Annotated in this window: 13 protein-coding genes; 7 read left to right on the forward strand and 6 right to left on the reverse strand. The window is 51.8% G+C overall.

What is annotated here, in order from left to right; genetic code table 11:
- Positions 1-87: 87 nt before the first annotated feature.
- On the forward strand, positions 88-966 hold the full coding sequence (gene lsrF, locus M2133_RS00560; RefSeq protein WP_277464003.1) for a 3-hydroxy-5-phosphonooxypentane-2,4-dione thiolase: 879 nt from the start codon (positions 88-90) through the stop codon (positions 964-966).
- A 115-nt stretch (positions 967-1,081) separates the two neighbouring features.
- Here the strand turns inward: lsrF and M2133_RS00565 are convergent, their stop codons facing one another.
- Positions 1,082-2,389 (reverse strand): Na+/H+ antiporter NhaC family protein, encoded by a 1,308-nt coding sequence (locus M2133_RS00565; RefSeq protein ID WP_277464004.1) that lies wholly within the window; start codon positions 2,387-2,389, stop codon positions 1,082-1,084.
- A 9-nt stretch (positions 2,390-2,398) separates the two neighbouring features.
- A complete protein-coding gene (locus M2133_RS00570) occupies positions 2,399-4,987 on the reverse strand; it encodes a DUF5686 and carboxypeptidase-like regulatory domain-containing protein (protein WP_277464005.1) in 2,589 nt (862 codons plus the stop codon).
- A gap of 161 nt (positions 4,988-5,148) precedes the next feature.
- Here M2133_RS00570 and M2133_RS00575 point away from each other — a divergent pair, with 161 nt between their 5' ends.
- Positions 5,149-6,327: a DUF418 domain-containing protein gene (locus M2133_RS00575; protein WP_277464007.1), complete on the forward strand. Its 1,179-nt coding sequence runs from the start codon at positions 5,149-5,151 to the stop codon at positions 6,325-6,327.
- A gap of 77 nt (positions 6,328-6,404) precedes the next feature.
- On the opposite strand, the gene M2133_RS00580 is transcribed toward M2133_RS00575, so the two are convergent.
- Positions 6,405-7,673: a phosphoglycerate kinase gene (locus tag M2133_RS00580; RefSeq protein WP_277464009.1), complete on the reverse strand. Its 1,269-nt coding sequence runs from the start codon at positions 7,671-7,673 to the stop codon at positions 6,405-6,407.
- A gap of 92 nt (positions 7,674-7,765) precedes the next feature.
- Positions 7,766-8,230 (reverse strand): hypothetical protein, encoded by a 465-nt coding sequence (locus M2133_RS00585; RefSeq protein WP_277464010.1) that lies wholly within the window; start codon positions 8,228-8,230, stop codon positions 7,766-7,768.
- 187 nt (positions 8,231-8,417) lie between these two features.
- Between M2133_RS00585 and M2133_RS00590 the strand changes: the two genes are divergently transcribed.
- From M2133_RS00590 to M2133_RS00610, 5 genes are all read left to right on the forward strand, one after another.
- Positions 8,418-8,654 (forward strand): hypothetical protein, encoded by a 237-nt coding sequence (locus tag M2133_RS00590; protein WP_277464011.1) that lies wholly within the window; start codon positions 8,418-8,420, stop codon positions 8,652-8,654.
- Between the two features lie 111 nt (positions 8,655-8,765).
- Positions 8,766-9,590, forward strand: coding sequence for a 3-methyl-2-oxobutanoate hydroxymethyltransferase (gene panB, locus M2133_RS00595; RefSeq protein ID WP_277464012.1), 825 nt, complete (start codon positions 8,766-8,768; stop codon positions 9,588-9,590).
- Positions 9,591-12,470 (forward strand): M16 family metallopeptidase, encoded by a 2,880-nt coding sequence (locus tag M2133_RS00600; protein WP_277464013.1) that lies wholly within the window; start codon positions 9,591-9,593, stop codon positions 12,468-12,470. It begins immediately after the preceding gene.
- The gene (locus M2133_RS00605; RefSeq protein ID WP_277464014.1) at positions 12,471-12,926 is read left to right on the forward strand and encodes a DUF4268 domain-containing protein; all 456 of its coding nucleotides are present in this window, start codon (positions 12,471-12,473) and stop codon (positions 12,924-12,926) included. It begins immediately after the preceding gene.
- Between the two features lie 12 nt (positions 12,927-12,938).
- Complete coding sequence (locus M2133_RS00610) at positions 12,939-15,305, forward strand: M1 family aminopeptidase (RefSeq protein ID WP_277464015.1); 2,367 nt, start codon at positions 12,939-12,941, stop codon at positions 15,303-15,305.
- Between the two features lie 147 nt (positions 15,306-15,452).
- Here the strand turns inward: M2133_RS00610 and corA are convergent, their stop codons facing one another.
- Positions 15,453-16,532: a magnesium/cobalt transporter CorA gene (gene corA / locus M2133_RS00615; RefSeq protein WP_277464016.1), complete on the reverse strand. Its 1,080-nt coding sequence runs from the start codon at positions 16,530-16,532 to the stop codon at positions 15,453-15,455.
- 17 nt (positions 16,533-16,549) lie between these two features.
- Positions 16,550-19,024 carry an endonuclease MutS2 gene (locus M2133_RS00620; protein ID WP_277464017.1) on the reverse strand — a complete coding sequence of 825 codons (2,475 nt, stop codon included), beginning with the start codon at positions 19,022-19,024 and terminating at the stop codon, positions 16,550-16,552.
- Between the last annotated feature and the right edge of the window lie 10 nt (positions 19,025-19,034).

Genomic DNA, 19,034 nt, shown 5'->3' on the forward strand with positions numbered 1-19,034 from the left:
CGCTGCAAGCAGCGGTCCCCCTCGCCTGACCAGGCGAGGACATCGAATACAGTATGGATAACGATAATAACTAAGTAAAGATAAGAAATGGCTGATTTAGATGATTTAAGAGAAGGTGCCGAGTTCGGTCTCGGCATTCAGGCAACCCCTGAAGGATTTCATGTGAAAGGTGCGGCTCACCAGCCCTGGGGATTGAAAGACCGCTTGTCGCGTGTGTTCAACCCCAAGACCGGCAAGACCGTGATGCTGGCCTTCGACCATGGCTTTATCATGGGGCCTACTTCCGGTCTGGAACGGATCGATCTGACGATCTTACCCCTGATTGAGTATGCCGATTGCCTGATGTGCACGCGTGGGATCCTGCAGTCGGTGATTCCGCCGACGGTGAACAAGCCCATTTGCCTGCGTTCGGATGCCGGCACCTCCATTCTGACGGAATTGAACGACAATGTAATTATTGATATCGAGGATGCGATCCGCATGAACGTTTCGGCTATGGCCGTGATGCTCTCGATTGGTGATCCGGCTTTCGAAGCCAAGACGATTGCCAACCTCTACAAAGCAGTCGACCTGGGCAGCCGCTACAATATCCCGGTGATGGGGGTAACGGCCGTTGGTAAACAGATGGCACGCGATGCCCGCTACTTCGGTCTGGCCACCCGTATCTGCGCCGAGAACGGGGCAAATATCGTGAAGTCGTACTATTGCGAAGGCTTCGCCAACGTTGCCGCCGCTTGTCCCGTGCCGATCGTGATTGCCGGAGGAAAGAAACTGCCGGAGAAAGAAGCGTTGGAGATGTGTTATAACGCGATCAACGACGGTGCCGCCGGTGTAGATATGGGACGTAATGTGTTCCAGAGCACTTCGCCTGCCGCCATGATCCAGGCCGTGCATGCCGTGGTGCACGAAGGCTTGACGCCCGACCAGGGCTTCGAACTTTTCAACGATCTGAAGGCTGCCCGTTGATCCCGCTGCTTCCTCAAAAAAAAGGCTGCCGGCCTTTTGGAAAACCCTGCCGGCCTTTTGAAAAACCCTGCCGGCCTTTTTGAAAAGGCCGGCAGCTTTTTTTTTGAGGAAACACTCAACGCTTTGGCCGGGCGATCCGGTGGCGGAAGATGATCGCCAGAACGCCTCCTATTCCCAACAGGTAGGGATAATAAAGATATTGCATGATCTCGATCGGGGAGATATGGCTTAGCCCGGCAGCCATCAATAGTTGGGCGCCGTAGGGTATGATTCCCTGCACGAAGCAGGAGAACATATCGAGGATGCTGGCGCTCTTGCGCGGATCGACCCGGAAGCGGTCGCTGATATCTTTGGCTATTGGCCCGGCCATGATGATGGCAATGGTATTGTTGGCGGTACAGAGATTGGCGAAGCTGACCAGGGCGGCAATGCTTCCTTCTGCTCCTTTGGCGGTTCGGATACGGGCGGTCAGTTTGAGGATGATCCAGTCGATGCCTCCGTTGTAGCGGATCATCTCCAGCATGCCTCCGGCCAGGAGTGTGACAATGATCAATTCGCCCATGTTGCGGATGCCGTCGCCCATCGACTGGGTCCAGTCCCAGAGCGTAAAGCTGCCGGATGATAGTCCGACTATGCCGGATAACAGGATCCCGATCAATAATACGATCGTCACGTTTACCCCGCAGATAGCCGTCACCAGAACGACCAGGTAAGGGATCACCTTGATCCACTCGATCGCTTCCGGCGTATACGACGTCTCAATGCCCCAGCCCATAAACGTATAAAACAGAACGGTAAGGATCGCTATCGGAAGGGCTATGCGCACATTCATTTTGAATTTGTCCGACATCTCGCATCCTTGTGTCCGGGTGGCTACGATGGTGGTGTCGGAGATGAAAGAAAGATTATCGCCAAACATGGCTCCGCTGACCACCACCCCGAGCATGAACGCTTCGGGCATTCCCGACCGCATGGCAATGCCGACGGCTACCGGTGCCAACGCTACGATGGTTCCTACCGACGTCCCTACGGAGATCGAAATGAAACAGGCCGCAATAAATATGCCCGGCGCCAAGAGGTTGGAGGGAAGTAACGACATACTCAGGTTGACGGTCGCATCGACGGCGCCCATCACTTTCGTCGTCTGGGCAAACGCTCCGGCCAGGATAAAGATGATGACCATCAGCATGATATTGCTATTGGCGGCTCCCCGGCAGAATTGTTCGATCCGGTTTGTTACTTTCCCACCTTTCGACAGGGCGATGGCCACCACCGAAGAGATAAGAAAAGCCACGGTTATGGGCATCTTATAGAAGTCGCCGACGAGGATCGATACGATCAGGTAGGTGAACAGAAAGACTGCTAACGGGATCAGTGCCCATGGATTGGGCGAATGGTGTATATGTTTGTTCGGCGCCTCCATCCCGGTCGGTTAGAAAGAGAAACGCAGGGCGATACGGATACCGCCTTTTTTTATGTTCGGCTCATCCAGGTACGTCAGCCGACGGTAATAGTCGACACGCAGGATCTTGAAGATATTCTCCAATCCGACGCTGGCTTCCAGATACGGGGTGTTGCCGATCGGGCGTGTGCCTTCGGGCAACCGGTACAATCCGACCGGGTTGACTTCGGGGTTGTTCTTGTTGGTCAACTCACCGACGATACCGCTGAAGGAGATCACTTCGCGCATCTTCAGCCATTTGATCACGGGGATACGGTTCAGGATCCATCCTTTCAGGTAATAGGTCAGATAGAACGAGGCATATTGATCGGTCAGGAATTCCATCGCCCGCATCATGGTGAAGGTCTCCGGCTGGATGGTGATCGACTGGTTGGTATTGGGCAGGATCAATAAAGGGAAAGGGACCTTATCCCATACCTTGCCGGCTTTTACCGTCGCGTCGATATGTCCGAACGAAGAGAGCCAGATCCTTTTGTCGGCGCTTATCTCCGTATGATTATACTTGTATTCGCTTCCCAGTATGCCCTCGAATCCGATCTGATGGGAGAGTTTAAAGACGGGAGCGTCTTTGGCCAGGTTGAAGACGGAGTTCTTCCCTTCGCGGCTGTTGAATGCCCGTTCGCCCGGAGCGAAACGAAGTTGAATACCGGCTTCTGCTGTGGTGAAATTCTTTATTCCCCTGAGTGTGTTGCGATCGATATATTCGCTGTACTGCAAAGTTCCGGCTGCCTCGTTGTTCTCGTGGCGCAGCCATCCTTTGATCGACAGCCCGTTCAGCCATTCTTTGTCGTATTGCAAGACGGTCTTACGGATATATTGCATGTGGGTTACCGGTTCACCGACTTTCCAGGCAACGAACATATTATCTTTGCTGGTGAAAAGGAAATCCTGCCCCGGCGTGTACACATCATATTCATGCATCAGGGAGAGATTGTTCATCGGGCTCTCTTTCTCGTGGTATTCTTTGTCGGTGAAGCTATGGGTGACTTTCGCCTGGTATTTTGTTTTCCGGTCGTTCAGTCCATAGGCCCCGTAGCCGCTCACAAACCAGCGGGGGTGCAGGTTCGCAGTCGTTGTTCCGCCCACACGGAAGCGGAAACCTTCCAGTTTGTTGGCACTGAAGGTCGTATTCATCGGTCCGAAGTCGAAGAGGCTCTGCTTCTTGTCGGGTTTGGTCTGGATGTATCCGGAGACCAATACTTCGACCGTTTTGATGATCGCATTGAATGCCGGCACCTTACGCAGTTCGGTCACCAGGTCCTTGAGCGCGTTTTCTTTTTCGGCCAGCGGGATATGGCGGTTGTTCACCCAGAAACTATCCGTACGCAGAGTCGCTTCGGGAAGCATGTGTAATGGCCCCAGCCGGTCGAAGGCTTCTCCGATATCGGGCGGGCTGAAGTCGTACTTATCGTAATTGCGCGACTGGTGGGCATAGAGCTGTTGGCCGCCTTTGACGATATAAAGGTTGACATAGATATTCTCGGTATCCAATACCCAGGTATCGTCCGGCGCCCGTTTGAAAGCTTGTTCGATCTGTAGGCCGTCGACCCAGTTCAGGTTGATATTCTTCGGGACATTCAGGATGAATTTCTTCACCGAGTAGTTACCGTCTAAGGTGATATACAACCTTCCCGTAAACCCGTAGCTCTCGCTGTTCACCGGCACAAAAGCCAGATCGATGCATTCGTCGCCCGCCACGGTCAGCGTATCCATAATGTAATACTTATAGTACGATACGCCCAGGGTAGAGGAGAGTGGACTGACAAAGCGGTTGAGCAGGATATTGATATTGTTATCGAAGAGATTGACGCTTTTGAAGATCTCTTCCAGGTTGGTCGTTAGCGATCCGCCGTCGTCCAATGCCTTGTCGATCCCTTCCTGGCGCTTGGCTTTGATCACTGTCTTTTCTCCTTTGGGGTTCTTCCGGTAGTAATAATCGGAAATGTTCTCCCGGATCGATACCGTAAGGATGGGTTTGCCGCTGATCGCGGAGGTATCCATGTAGTTCTTTACGAAGTTGAATTTCTTGGCGAAAGAATTCTTTTCGAAGTTCGGATTGAAGTTATCCAATGCCAGGGTAAGCTTTTCGTAGCGTTCCACCTTATATTGCTCTTTCGCTTCGATCCGGTTGTCGGCCTTGTTCTCGATCACTTTCCGGATCAGCTCGACTGCCGGATTGTCCCGGCGCGAATAGCGTTCGCGGTTGGGACGTATGACCACCTCTTCTATCTCAAACGAAGTCGGCATCAGCCGGATCTCCAGTCCTTCGTTCTTTCTTCCGGGAGTCAATTTGATGGATTGGGTGTCGTAGCCTAATGAGCTAACGATCAGGTTGGAGTATCCTTTGTCGTTCTGAAGGTTGAACACCCCCTCGTCGTCGGTCATCGCACCGATCGTGGAGTGCTCGAACATGACCGAGACGAAAGATAAAGGCTCGTTTGTCGCGCCGTCTAATACCTTTCCGGTGGCAGTTGTCGTTGTCTGCGCCATAGCCTGGGTGAACCCGGCTGTGAGAAACAACAAGATGATCAACGGGATATAGAGGGACAACCTACTCATGCATTCACTCTTTTTGCCTTGCCTTATTTTCGGGTGCAAAGGTAAACCTTTTAGCTGTAGAAGAAAAGCCCGGGGATTATAATAAACATTAATGCTTTTTGATCTTCCGAATGTTTCCTTACTTTTGTGGCTTTATTCATATCCATCTTTAAATACTCATTATGAACGAACAACTAAAGAAATCCTCCCGTATTGAGGTAGCAGATGTATTGCGTGGGTTTGCCGTGATGGCCATTATGTTACTCCATAACATCGAACATTTTAACTTATACAATTTTCCCCAGTCGACCACCCCGCTGTTTCAGGCGTTGGATAAAGGCATTTGGGATTCTATGTTTTTCCTTTTCGGCGGGAAGGCGTATGCCATCTTTGCCCTTTTGTTTGGTTTCTCCTTTTTTATCATGCTGGATAACCAGGAGAAGCGAGGATCCGATTTCCGTTTGCGCTTTTTCTGGCGGATGATCCTCTTATTCCTGATCGGGAATATCAATGCTGCCTTTTTCCCGGGCGAGATACTCGTGCTCTATTCCATCATCGGATTGACCTTGATCCCGGTCTGCAAATTGAATAACAAAGTGGTTTTGATTATTGCCATTATCCTGATGCTTCAACCCATGGAGTGGGGAAAATATATCTATGCCTTATTGAATCCGGAGTATACGGCCGGTCGTCCGGCGTATGGTTTCTATGCCCGTGAGATGTATCCTTACCTGGAAGGAACCAATTTCTGGGCGATGATCAAGTCGAACCTATGGAACGGACAGCTGTTCAGTATCCTTTGGGCATGGGGTTACGGGCGCTTCTTCCAGACCGCTTCTTTGTTTATGCTGGGTATGCTGATCGGGCGCAAGCAATTGTTCCTGCATTGGGAGAAGAACCGTTCTTTCTGGGTCGGTTCGTTCTATGTGGCTATCGGCTGTTTCATCCCATTGTATTTCCTTACCGATGCGTTGCCGGGACTGATCGAGCGCAAAGAGTTACTGACACCGATGAATACGATCGTCTCTTCGTTGCGTAACTTTAGTTTTATGTGGATCCTGGTGGCCGGTATGGTCTGGTGCTGGCAATCCCTGAAAGTACAGAAAGCATTACATTTCTTATCTCCGCTGGGACGCATGAGCCTGACTAACTACCTGATGCAGTCCATTCTGGGTTCGGTGATCTATTTCGGTCCCGGCTTCGGCTTGTACAGCGTATTGACCACCACCGCCAGCTTCGGCGTCGGCATATTATTGGTTGGCTTCCAGATCCTGTTCTGCCGTTGGTGGTTGCGAAACCATTCGCACGGTCCCGCCGAATGGCTCTGGCGCAAAGCCACCTGGATTGGCGCAAAGCGATAAGTTGCTTTGCCGTAAAATAAAAAAAAGCCATCTGAAACAGATGGCTTTTTTTGTGATTATTGGGTTGTATCGGGTAATCAATACGGCAGTCCTTCGATGGCTGCGATGCCCGGCAGGGTTTTGCCTTCGATGGCTTCCAACAGGGCGCCACCACCGGTGGAGACATAAGATACTTTGTCGGCCATACCGAATTTATTCACACAGGCAACCGAGTCGCCACCACCGACCAGTGAGAAGGCTCCGTTTGCCGTGGCTTTCACGATGGCTTCGCCTACCGAGCGGGAGCCTGAGGTGAAGTTATCGAATTCGAATACGCCCGTCGGACCATTCCACAGGATCGTTTTGGATTGTTCGATCACTCCGGCGAAGATCTTTTCGGTCTCCGGGCCGATATCCAGGCCTTCCCATGCATCAGGAATCTCATTGACGGCACAGAAGCGGGTATTGGCGTCGTTGCTGAAGTCGTCGGCGATCTTCGCATCTACGGCCAAGACAAGGTTTACGCCTTTGTCTTTCGCTTTCTGGATCAGTTCGAGTGCCAGGTCCAGTTTATCGTCTTCAACCAATGATTTGCCGATCTTTCCGCCTCTTGCTTTGGTAAAGGTATAGGTCATACCGCCGGCAATGATCAGGTTGTCTACTTTGTCTAACAGGTTTTCGATGATCTCGATCTTGGAAGACACTTTCGATCCTCCCATGATGGCGGTGAACGGACGGGTGATGTCTTTCATCACTTTCTCAACGGCTTTCACTTCTTTCTCCATCAGGTAACCGAACATCTTATGATCGGTATCGAAGTAGTCGGCGATCAATGCGGTCGACGCATGTGCGCGGTGAGCCGTACCGAAGGCGTCGTTGACATAACAATCGGCATACGAAGCCAATGTCTTGGTGAATGTCTTCTGACTTTCTTTCACCGCTTTCTTAGCCGCTTTCTTTTCTTCGTCTGTCGCGTCCTCGGCCAATCCGCGGGCTTTGCCTTCTTCTTCAGCATAGAAACGAAGGTTTTCCAACAATAGGGCTTCTCCCGGTCGCAGAGCGGCAGCTTTGACAGCGGCTTCTTCCCCGATACAGTCATTTGCGAATTGAACATCAACACCTAACAGCTCGGACACATGACCCAGGATATGTTTGAGTGAGAACTTGTCGGTCGCGCCTTTCGGTCGCCCCAGGTGGGAACCGATAATCGGGCTTCCGCCATCGGCCAGGATCTTTTTCAGCGTCGGTAATGCCGCACGGATACGCGTATCGTCGGTGATGTTGAAATTCTCGTCTAAAGGAACGTTGAAGTCCACTCGCACAAATGCCTTTTTGCCGGCAAAATTGAAATTGTCAATGGATACCATAAGTAATTTATTTAGAATTGTAGAAATATGTAATCTTTTTGCGCCTGCAAACTTACAAAAAAAAACGGATCAGGGGAAGAAACAGATGAATTTTATTCGACTAATTTGAATCGTAAGCGCAGTCTACCTTCTTGATAATCATAATTGAGCAGTTTGAAGTGCCCCACTTCCGAGGTATTCTGCACATGATCGCCGATACAGGCACAGGCATCGTAATCGCCCACGCGTACGATCCGCAGCGTATCGCTCACATTGGCCGGTAGTTTGTTCAGGTCGACAATCCCTGCGGCCTCTTCCAGCGGAAGGAAATCAATCTTTACCGGAAGATGCTGATCGATCACCTGATTGACTCTTCTTTCCACTTCCGCCATTTGCTCTTCCGTCGGCATTTCCGTCAGCCGGTAATCACATTTGCTCTTTTTTCTTTCGATATGCGCATTCATCGAGCGCGGACATCCGAACATGCGCACCATCGTTTGATTCAGGATATGCTCAGCCGTATGCATCGGGCTGTGGTAATCCTTCTTAACTTCGTTTAATTGGGTTTTTTGTTCCATCTGGTTTCTTTTTATATTCCTTTTGGGTGAATGGGATTGATTTTGTTTTGTGCAAACTTAGAAATAATTTGCTTAAGAAGAATTATGCGCATAAAAAAAACAAAGGCGAAAAACAAAACAATTGCTGCAATTGTTATTTAAACAAAATCACTGTATGTTATTACTTTAATTAATTAAAATGAACGTTATGGAACGTAGAGGTAGAAAAAGAAAAGAAGAAGGGAAGAAGTCGTCTTTAAGTGTTGTGAAGTCTAATCTGAAACGCTTGACCTTTGACGAGTTAGAGCAGGTTATAGCCCTGGCAATGCGCTACAGAAAGGATCGGTTGGGAAATGAAGAGCTTCGCTTATTGAGAGAAAAGGAAGAGCTTGAACTCAAATTGAAAGATTTGAAAACGGTGGATAAAGAGTTGAATGCTTTTTAAATAATTAGCTGAAGAGTGATTACTCGTGTTCTGATCTTAAACGGTCGCACGAGTATTTTTTTAATATAAATACGTACATTTGCCCCGTTGAATAACAAATAATAAAACACTATGTCTGTAGCAAAAAGAGATTTGGAAAACCGGAAGGTAACAACACATCGCCTGATGGAAATGAAGCAACGGGGAGAGAAGATCTCCATGTTGACGGCTTACGATTACTCCATGGCCCGGATCATTGATGAAGCGGGAATGGATGTGATCCTGGTGGGCGACTCCGCCTCGAATACGATGGCGGGTAATACGACAACCCTGCCGATCACGCTGGATCAGATGATCTATCACGGTAAGTCGGTAGTGAAAGCTGTCAAACGTGCTTTGGTCGTGGTCGACCTTCCCTTCGGAACCTACCAGGGCAATTCGAAAGAGGCATTGGCTTCCGCTGTGCGGGTGATGAAAGAGACGCATGCCGATTGTATCAAGATCGAAGGCGGACTGGAAATCAAAGAATCCATCGAAAGAATACTGAGCGCCGGAATCCCCATCATGGGTCATCTGGGCTTAACCCCGCAATCGATCAATAAGTTCGGTACCTATACCGTTCGCGCCAAAGAAGAAGCTGAGGCAAAGAAGTTGATCGAAGATGCCCACCTGTTGGAAGAGCTGGGTTGTTTCAGCGTTACTTTAGAGAAGATCCCGGCGAAACTGGCTACGCAGGTCGCTTCCGAACTGGCGATCCCGGTGATCGGTATCGGTGCCGGAGGCGGAGTCGACGGCCAGGTTCTGGTGATGCATGATATGTTGGGACTGACCAAAGGATTCTCGCCCCGCTTCCTGCGTCGTTACGCCAATCTGGAAGATATCATCACGACGGCTGTGCAGAGCTATATCGAAGATGTCAAACGCGAAGACTTCCCGAACGAGAAAGAACAATACTAAATGAAACTTCTTCCCATCATGATGATCACATCTTGTACCGGTCTGTTATCGGCCCAGGTTTCGGAACCGCTTCGGATCAAAGAGCATACCTTGAGTAACGGCATGACTGTATGGCTGAATGAAGACCATACGCAGCCCAAAGTGTTCGGCGCTGTAGTGGTCAAAGCCGGTGCGAAGGACTCACCGGATACCGGTATCCCCCATTACTTTGAGCATATCATGTTCAAGGGAACCGAAAAGATCGGTACGATTGATTACGAAGAAGAAAAGAAATACCTCGATCAGATCGAAGTCAAGTACGATGCCCTCGCTGCCACTTCCGACCCGAACGAGAGAGAATCGATCCAGTTGGAGATCAATGAACTGAGCCGCAAAGCCGCCGCTTTTGTGATCCCCAATGAGTTCGATCGCCTGATCTCCCGCTACGGAGGGACCCGCCTGAATGCCGGCACTTCGTATGATTATACGGTTTACTTCAATACTTTCTCACCCCAGTACCTCGAACAGTGGGCGGAGTTGAACAGTGAACGGCTGATCGACCCCGTTTTCCGCCTGTTCCAGAGCGAACTGGAAACCGTATACGAAGAAAAGAATATGTATAGCGACATCATGGGCAGCCAGGCGATCGAGCGATTGACCGAACGTTATTTTCATCCCCATCCCTATGCGTATCCGATCCTGGGAAGTACGGAGAACCTGAAGAATCCCCGCCTGTCGGAGATGCGTAAGTTCTTTGATACGTATTATGTGGCTTCCAATATGGGATTGATCCTCTCCGGCGATTTCCAGACGGAGGAGATCCTGCCCGTGTTGGAAAAAACATTCTCCCGCATCAAAGAGGGAAAAGCTCCGGCGAATGCACCTGTCGAATTGCCGCCTTTCAAGGGGCGCGAGCAGATCCGGATCAAGTTCCCGGTTCCGGTGGTCAAGGTGATGGCGCTGGGTTTCCGAGGTGTTCCGGCGAACCATAAAGACCAGGTGGCCTTGACTATCGCCGTGAACTTATTGAACAACTCGAACGGCACCGGTTTCCTGGATCAACTGGTGGTCGACCGGAAATTGCTCTCTTCCATGGCTTTGAATGAAAGTCTGAATGAAGCGGGGATCCTGGGGTTGATGGCCGTGCCTAAACTGGTCTTCCAATCCTACGGCAGTGCGGAGAAGATGCTCTGGGATGCCATTGGACGGATCAAGAAAGGGGATTTCTCGGACGAGATTTTTCAAAGTCTGAAGCTCGAACAGAAAAGAGAATATGCTTCGGCATTGGAAGATATCAATTCCCGGGCGCAGATGATGATGAAAGTTTATTCGCAAGGCAAGAGCTGGGAAGAGTATGTAGGGAGTATCGCGTGCATCGAGGCGTTGACCAAAGAAGATATCATCGCTGTGGCGCAAAAGTACTTCTCTGACAACTATCTACACATCAAGAAGAAAACCGGTAAGTACCCGAAAGAACACCTGCCCAAGCCGGCGTATGCGCCGATCGTTCCGCAGAACCGTGACTCCTTCTCGGTCTATGCCCGGGAGCTGGAGAAGATACCCGTCCGAGAGATCGCTCCTTATTTCATCGATTTCGAGAAGGATGTCTTCTCGTATATTTTCCACGACAAGGCGACTTTGTTTGTCACACCCAATCCGGTGAACGACATCTTCACCCTGAATCTCTCGTATGGCGTCGGTGCGCTCGAGCGTCCGGAGCTGACGCTTTTGGCCAGTTACCTGAATTATATCGGTACGCAAAAGCATTCGTTCGAAGACTTCCGTAACCAATTGCAGATGTTCGGAAGCACGGTCTCTTTTGAGGTGACCGATACCGATTTCCATGTGAAGATTACCGGCTTCGACAACCACTTTCGGGAGACGATCGACCTGATCCGTGAGTTTCTGGCCTGTCCTCAGGCGGATAATAAGAAGATCAAGCAGGTGATCGACGAAGTGAAAGTGATGGAGAAGGCTTTTGTCAAGTCGAACGACAATATGGTGGTTGCCCTATTGGAGAAAGTAAAGTATGGCGAGCAGTCGCGCTACCTGACCAAGTGGCCGCTCTCCCGTGTCAAGCAGCTAAAAGGCGAAGATCTGTTGGCCGTTTTCCATGAGATCCAGAAAACCGCTTGCGGCCTGCACTATTGTGGCACGTTGACTCCCGATGAGGTGAAAGAGGTCTTGTCGCAGACGGATATTATACGCCGGATCGAGAAAGAATCCCACTCGCCGGTCTACCGCGAGCCCCGCACATACGACCAGCCTACCGTCTTCTTCCTGGATATGCCCGACCTGTCGCAATCGATTGTTTATAGTTATGTGAAAGGGGATAACCGTATGGACTTAGCCGAGCGACATGCTTCGAAGCTCTTTGCCGGTTACTTCGGAGGCGATATGTCTTCGTTGATGTTTCAGGAGATCCGGGAGTTTCGTTCTTACGCCTACCGGGTATCCGCCCAGTATTATATGCCTCCGTACAAGAAGAAAGAAGGTAGCGGAGAGTTTATCACCATGCTTTCGACTCAGGGCGATAAGACCTTGGATGCTATGGCTGTGTTGGATTCTTTGATCCGCGAGATGCCCGAGCGTCCCGAACGGATAGAGGCATTGAAGCAGACGGTCTACAACCATATCAACAACGAATACCCTTCGTTCCGGAAGTTATCCTCGCGCATTGCCGGTTATCAGCGCGAAGGTTATGCGGAAGACCCGAATAAGACCTACCTGGAGGATGTAAACCGTATGGGGATGGAAGATATTCTTCGTTTCTACCAGGAAGATATTCAGGGCAAGCCGATCGTTTATGTCATTGTCGGCAACGCCAAACATATCGATATGCAAAAACTGGCAGCGTATGGCAAGGTTGTCCGGTTGAAGAAGAAAGATATATACAAATAGATGTATACGAAAGAGGAACTGAAGCAGTTGAAAGTTGAGTTTTGGGAAGGCTTTGCCGCTTATTGCGAAGTACAGCCTTACCTCTGGGGGCGAAAGAAGATGTGGCGTCTTTACGATACCAAAGTGAAAGGGGTTGAGTTGAAGTTTGAGGCCAACCGGACGGCGGCGGAGGTGATCCTGGAGGTCAACCACCGCAGGGAAGACGACCGCCTGGCGATGTTCGAGAAGCTCACCTGGTATAAAGAATGCCTCGAGCGCGACCTGCCCGACGAGGTGATCTGGGATATCTGTTATACGCGCGAGAGTGGGGAAGAGGTTGCCCGCGTCTATGTACGCAAAGAAGGAATCGATATCCACCGCCGCACGCATTGGGGCGATTTCTTTCCGTTTATGGCCAGCCGGATGTATCAGTTGGAAAAGAACTTCCTTTCCATCGCCGATTATGTAAGGGAATAAAATTATTATAGGATGAAAAACACAAGTCTATGCCTCGGAATCTGCGTTCTCGTATCGTTTTTTTCGTGCCGGCCTGCGGCCTACGACGATCGCGCGTTGTATGAGGCTGGCGTAAGCGAGACGTTGGCACAGTTTCGCAAAGCCAATTATCAGGATGTGCATTACGAATTGGCTTTTCACCTTCCCGAATCCCGCCACGAAGCGGTGATGGGCGAAGTGATCCTGTCGTTCGACCTTTCGGAGGAACAGCCGGTTATCATCGACTTTCGGGCGGATTCCGGGCAGATCAAATCCTTGACGGTCAACAACCAAACCGTTTCGTATACGTTCGCGCAGGAACATATCGTGATCGACCGCAACGCCCTGCGCAAAGGCCCGAACGCCGTCTTCCTCACTTTCGAAGCGTCTGACCAATCGTTGAACCGGCGCGATGACTACCTGTACACCTTATTGGTACCCGACCGGGCGCGCACGCTCTTCCCCTGTTTCGATCAACCGGACCTGAAAGCTACTTATTCCCTGCGGCTGATCACGCCGGCGGGCTGGGAAGCGGTGGCGAATAGCCCGACACTGAATGTCATCGAAGACCGGGCGACCAACGAACGCTTTTATTCTTTCGCCACAAGCGAACCGCTCAGCACCTATCTTTTCTCTTTTGTCGCCGGAAGGCTGCGACAGGAACAATTTAGCCGGGGCGATCGCCGGATCTCGATTTACCACCGGGAGACCGATCCGCTCAAGGTGGCGCAATGCCCGGCGATTGCCGAAGAGGTGTTCGAAGCATTGGAATGGATGGAAAAGTACACAGCCGTACCTTATCCTTTTGCCAAATACGATGTGATCATCCTGCCGGGCTTCCAATACGGAGGAATGGAGCATACGGGCGCTACATTGTACAACGATCGGCGTATGTTCCTCAACGCCCAACCGACACTCAACGAGCGCCTGAGCCGCAGCACGCTGATCGCACACGAGACCGCCCACATGTGGTTTGGCGATTACGTGACCATGCAGTGGTTCGACGACGTATGGACCAAAGAGATCTTTGCCAATTACTTCGCCTCCCGGATTGTGGAACCGCTATTCCCGGAGATCAATCACCGCTTGAATTTCCTCTGCGACTACTTCCCTTCCGCCTATTCGGAAGACCGTACGGCGGGCACGAACCCGATCAAACAGCCATTGGACAATCTCTCGAATGCCGGATTGGTCTACGGACAAATCATCTACAATAAGTCGCCGATCGTATTGGATATGCTGGTCCGAAAGATCGGCGAAGAAGCTTTCCGGAAGGGCATTCAGACCTACCTGACGACCTACGCCTACGGCAATGCCCGCTGGGAAGACCTGATCGCTATCTGGGACGCCCTGACGACGGACGACCTGGATGCCTGGAGCCGCTATTGGGTGCATGAAAAAGGTATGCCGGTGATCGATTCACCCGGAGACACAATCCCCAATGCCGACGGGCGGGGGTATGGCTTCTACCGCCTGACGCCGGAGCAGAGCAATGCCTGTTTCCAACGGCTGCATACTTCGACGGATGAGGTGGAGAAAGGTGCCGTATTGATCATATTGTATGAGAACCTGATGAATCAAACGGTCGATCCCCTCCGCTTCCGCGATGAACTATTGACCTATATTGCCCACGAGCCCAACAGCCTGCTCTATGCGCTGGCGATCGGCTACCTGGCGAACGCGCAGTATTACTATCACCTGCCTTCCGCCCCGGCGGAACAGGCGTTATGGACGATTGCGACAACCCACGCCAACCCGGCACACCGGCTGCAGGCGCTTCGCACGTACCGCACCGTGGCAGATACGCCGCAAGCCATTGCCCGTTTGTATGCGATATGGGAAAATCAGCAACCGCCGCAAGGCTGTGCCCTGAGTGAAAACGATTATATCACGCTCGCCTACACCCTGGCGATCCGGCTGCCCGAACGGGCCGAAGCGATCGGTGCGACCCAGCGCCAACGCATCAGCAATCCCGACCGGCTGGCGGCGTTCGACTTCGCATATCCTTCCGTCTCCCCGCACCGGGCGGTGCGCGACAGCGTATTTGCCTCCCTGTTGCAGGCCGAGAACCGCCGGATAGAACCCTGGGCCTCGACGGCACTGGCCCATCTCAACCATACGCTGCGCCAAGAGGAGGCCGTAGGCTATATCCGTCCCGCCCTGGAGGCACTCACGGAGGTACAGCGCACGGGCGATATCTTCTTCCCGACCCATTGGCTGCGCGCTTTATTGGCCGGTCATCTCTCGGCGGAGGCGCGTGAAGAGGTCGAGCAGTTCTTTGCCCATCACCCCGCCTATCATCCGATGCTCACCTGCAAGATTCGCCAACAAAGCGATCACTTATATCGCTTCATCCCCTGACTTTTTTAGAAAGCTGCCGGATAAAATAGTTTTGAGGTACCTCAAAAATGATTATGAGGTACCTCAAAACAAATTATGACGTACCTCAAAAACAGTTATGAGGTACGTCTAAATAAAATCAGAGGTACGTTTAACTCCCCAAGGCCGTCAGTACCATTCTTTTTTCTTGAGGAAAAACCAAGTTCCCAGGCCGGAAACAATCATAATGCCCCAGGCAGCCAGGTAACCGTAGCGCCAGTCGAGTTCAGGCATCAGTCGGAAGTTCATGCCCCAGATTCCCGCCAGGAAGGTCAGCGGGATAAAGATCGTAGAGACGACCGTCAATCGTTTCATGATGGCATTCATCTTCAGGTCGTTGTTCGAGATAAAGAGATCGACCAGTGAAGAGATCACTTCACGGCAACCTTCCATCGTCTGGATGATGAAAGCGATCTGATCGGCGATATCGCCGAAGATCGGCAGGAGTTCGGGTGTGATAATGCCGGATTCCGATCGCATCAGCTTGGTGAATTGGTCTTTCAAGGGCTGACTATTTTTGCGGATGGTGATATAGTCGCGCCGGCGTTCCTGGATTTTCTGTCCGAAGTTCTCGCCCTGTCGGGCGCTGGAGTCGAGCAGTTCCTCTTCGATGTCTTCGAGCAGGATCTCGACCTCCGAAGCTGCGTCGGCGAGGTTGGCGGTGACCGTATTCAGGAGGAACGCCAATAACAGGCCGGTACCTTTCTTGCGGATATTCAATAGATTGTCCTTCAGGGCGCGTGCGACGTTCTCGAAAACGGGGTTGTTGCTCTCGGTGAAGCTGACCACCAGGTTGCCCGTCACCACCAGGCTGATATGTTCCGAGCGCAGTTCTTTATTCTCGTTGTAATAACAGGAGTTAAGGATGACCAACAGATGGCCTTCGCGCTCTTCGATCTTGATCACGTGCTGAGGGGTGAGAATATCTTTCGCATCGAGGTTATGCAAGCCGCATTCCCGAACGATATGGGTGATGCGCTCGGCGTCGGTCAGGCCGCTGACCTGAAACCAGTTGATCTTTGCCGGATCGGCCAGCTTTCGGAGGGCGATGTCGGCGGTCTTGACGGGCTGTGTCGACAGACTGTGTTCGTCGTACTGGGTGAGGGAGATTTGTGTCTCCGTCTGGTGTGTGCCGGTATAGGCGTAATTCTCCGACAGGTGCCGGTTGTTCGTCCGGCGCCGCCGCCGGCGCGGATTGACTTTGTCCATGATGTCTTTCCTTTATGTTATTCCAACTCAATCACGGTGATGCCTGCGCCGCCGAACTGCACGTGTTCGTCGTGGTAACGGCTGATGCCCGGCACGGTGCGCAGGTAGTCGCGGATCAGTTGCCGCAGGATGCCGGTACCGGTGCCATGCAGGACACGTACTTTGGGCACGCCCACCAGGATGGCGTCGTCGACAAAGTAGGTCACCGCCTGCAATGCTTCATCCCCCCGCATTCCTCTAACATCTATCTCCTGCTTAAAGTTCAATTTCTTGTCGTGCATATTGTCGGCGGTCTGCGCGCTGACGAAGGTGCTCTTCTGCGCTTCTTTCTTGAGCTGTCCTTTGCTGACCTTCTCCAACTGCTCAATTTTGACCGTGCTCTTGATCATGCCGAAGGCAACCACAGCCTGCTTGCCCTGCACCTCCATCACCGTGCCGGCGGAGGTCTGCCCTTTGAGGCGCACGGCGTCGCCTGCTTCGATCACTTCCCGGTTGAAGACCGGCTTGGCGGTTGCCGTCTTTTCTTTTTTCTTCTTCTTTTCGTTGCGCTCCTTGATCTTCGCCATCTTACGGGCGATACGGGCGTCTTCTTCTTCGGCCGATAAGACCGTTGCTTTGAACTCTTCGAGGGCCTTGCGCGCCAACTGGGTCTGTTCTTTCTCGGCCTGCGCCTGTTTGATCTCGCGGATCGTATGCTCTATCCGGGCATTGGCATCGGCCAGGATCTGCCCGGCCTCTTCTTTGGCCTGGCGCACGATCTCTTTGCGTTGTTTGTTGACTGCTTCGAGATCTTTCTCGTAGCGGGCGGTCACCTCTTCGAGTTTCTTTTCCTGCTGCCGGATGTTCTGCCGTTTGCTCTCCCAATAGCGTTTGTCGCGCACGATATCCTGCAGGTATTTATCCATATCGACATAGTCGGAGCCGACCTTTTCGGACGCATCGGCGATAACCTCTTCGGGCAATCCGATCTTACGGGCAATCTCGATGGCAAAGGAGCTACCGGGGTTGCCGATGGATAGCTTGAACAGGGGTTGCATCTGGTGGCGGTCGTAGAGCATGGCGCCGTTGACTACCCCTTCGTGTTCTTCGGCGAAATGCTTGAGGTTCTGGTAGTGCGTAGTGATCACACCGAAGCTTTTCCGGCGGTTGAAGCGGTCGAGTAAAGCTTCGGCGATGGCGCCTCCGATCTGGGGCTCCGTGCCGCTACCGAACTCATCGATCAACAACAGGGTTTTGTCGTCGCAGTGGCGCACGAAGAACTTCATATTGGTCAGATGCGAGCTATAGGTACTCAGGTCGTTCTCGATGCTCTGCTCATCGCCGATATCGATAAAGATCTGACTGAAGATGCCGGTATGCGAATTGCCATAGACCGGGATCAACAGCCCGCATTGCAGCATATACTGCAAGAGTCCGACGGTCTTGAGGCAGACTGATTTTCCACCCGCGTTCGGACCGGAGATGATCAACAGCCGTTTCTCATCGCGCAGGGTAATATCCAACGGAACGACCTCTTTGCCTTGTTTCTGATGGGAGAGATAGAGCAGGGGATGCACGGCGCGCATCCAGTCGATCTCTTGTTTCTCTTCGAGGATGGGTTTGATGGCCTGAATCTGCTCGGCAAACAACGCTTTGGCGCGGATAAAATCAATTTCCCCCATAAAGGTGTACGAATGGAGGATATCGGGCACCGAAGGACGCACGATCTCCGTGAACGAAGTGAGTATGCGCACGATCTCCCGCCGTTCTTCCCCTTCGAGCTCGCGGATGCGGTTGTTGGCTTCGACCACAATCTCCGGTTCGATGAATACGGTCTTGCCACTGGCGGATTCGTCGTGCACGATACCTTTGATTTTCCGCTTATACGCCGGAGCGATCGGGATCATCAATCGGCCGTCGCGCATGGTTGGCGCTACATCTTTGTCGACCAGCCCTTCCGACTGCGCCGAGCGCAGGATCGATTGCAGGCTGCGCGAGATACTATTCATCGTCGACGACATCTCTTTGCGGATCCGGATCAGTTCAGGCGAGGCATTGTCTTTGATCTTTCCGTATTTATCCAATATCGCGTCGATCTTGCCGATCAGCTGAGGAAAGACCACGACATCGCCCACCAACCGGGTCAGGCGCGGGTAAAGCGGTTGCTCTTCTTCGCTATGGGTAGAGAAGAAACGTACCATCTCCTGGATGGTTTGCAACGAACGCTTGAGGTCGAACAACTCTTTCTCGTCCAACCAGGTCCCTTCCGGGCGGATGCGCTGGAGGGAGTAACGTACATCGAAGAAATAGCTGGCGGGGAATTCCCGGTCGCCATGCAGGATGCGGACAAACTCTTCGGTCTGCTCCAAACGGTCGGTAACCGTTTCGAAATCAGCGGAGAAATTCATCTCGGCAACCCATTCTTGCCCCAACGGGCTCAAACATTTATCGGAAAGATAACGGCGTATGGTGTCAAACCCCGTTTTTTGTTCAAAATTAGGCGGATATATCACGTGTAATTGG

This window comes from Parabacteroides sp. PF5-6, from assembly GCF_029504695.1.
In the GTDB taxonomy this organism is placed as follows: Bacteria; Bacteroidota; Bacteroidia; order Bacteroidales; family Tannerellaceae; genus QVMG01.

Bases quoted from the DNA above. Each gene is read 5' to 3' on its own strand.
- lsrF (WP_277464003.1), top strand. From the start codon at position 88: ATGGCTGATTTAGATGATTTAAGAGAAGGTGCCGAGTTCGGTCTCGGC.
- M2133_RS00565 (WP_277464004.1), bottom strand. From the start codon at position 2,389: ATGGAGGCGCCGAACAAACATATACACCATTCGCCCAATCCATGGGCA.
- M2133_RS00570 (WP_277464005.1), bottom strand. From the start codon at position 4,987: ATGAGTAGGTTGTCCCTCTATATCCCGTTGATCATCTTGTTGTTTCTC.
- M2133_RS00575 (WP_277464007.1), top strand. From the start codon at position 5,149: ATGAACGAACAACTAAAGAAATCCTCCCGTATTGAGGTAGCAGATGTA.
- M2133_RS00580 (WP_277464009.1), bottom strand. From the start codon at position 7,673: ATGGTATCCATTGACAATTTCAATTTTGCCGGCAAAAAGGCATTTGTG.
- M2133_RS00585 (WP_277464010.1), bottom strand. From the start codon at position 8,230: ATGGAACAAAAAACCCAATTAAACGAAGTTAAGAAGGATTACCACAGC.
- M2133_RS00590 (WP_277464011.1), top strand. From the start codon at position 8,418: ATGGAACGTAGAGGTAGAAAAAGAAAAGAAGAAGGGAAGAAGTCGTCT.
- panB (WP_277464012.1), top strand. From the start codon at position 8,766: ATGTCTGTAGCAAAAAGAGATTTGGAAAACCGGAAGGTAACAACACAT.
- M2133_RS00600 (WP_277464013.1), top strand. From the start codon at position 9,591: ATGAAACTTCTTCCCATCATGATGATCACATCTTGTACCGGTCTGTTA.
- M2133_RS00605 (WP_277464014.1), top strand. From the start codon at position 12,471: ATGTATACGAAAGAGGAACTGAAGCAGTTGAAAGTTGAGTTTTGGGAA.
- M2133_RS00610 (WP_277464015.1), top strand. From the start codon at position 12,939: ATGAAAAACACAAGTCTATGCCTCGGAATCTGCGTTCTCGTATCGTTT.
- corA (WP_277464016.1), bottom strand. From the start codon at position 16,532: ATGGACAAAGTCAATCCGCGCCGGCGGCGGCGCCGGACGAACAACCGG.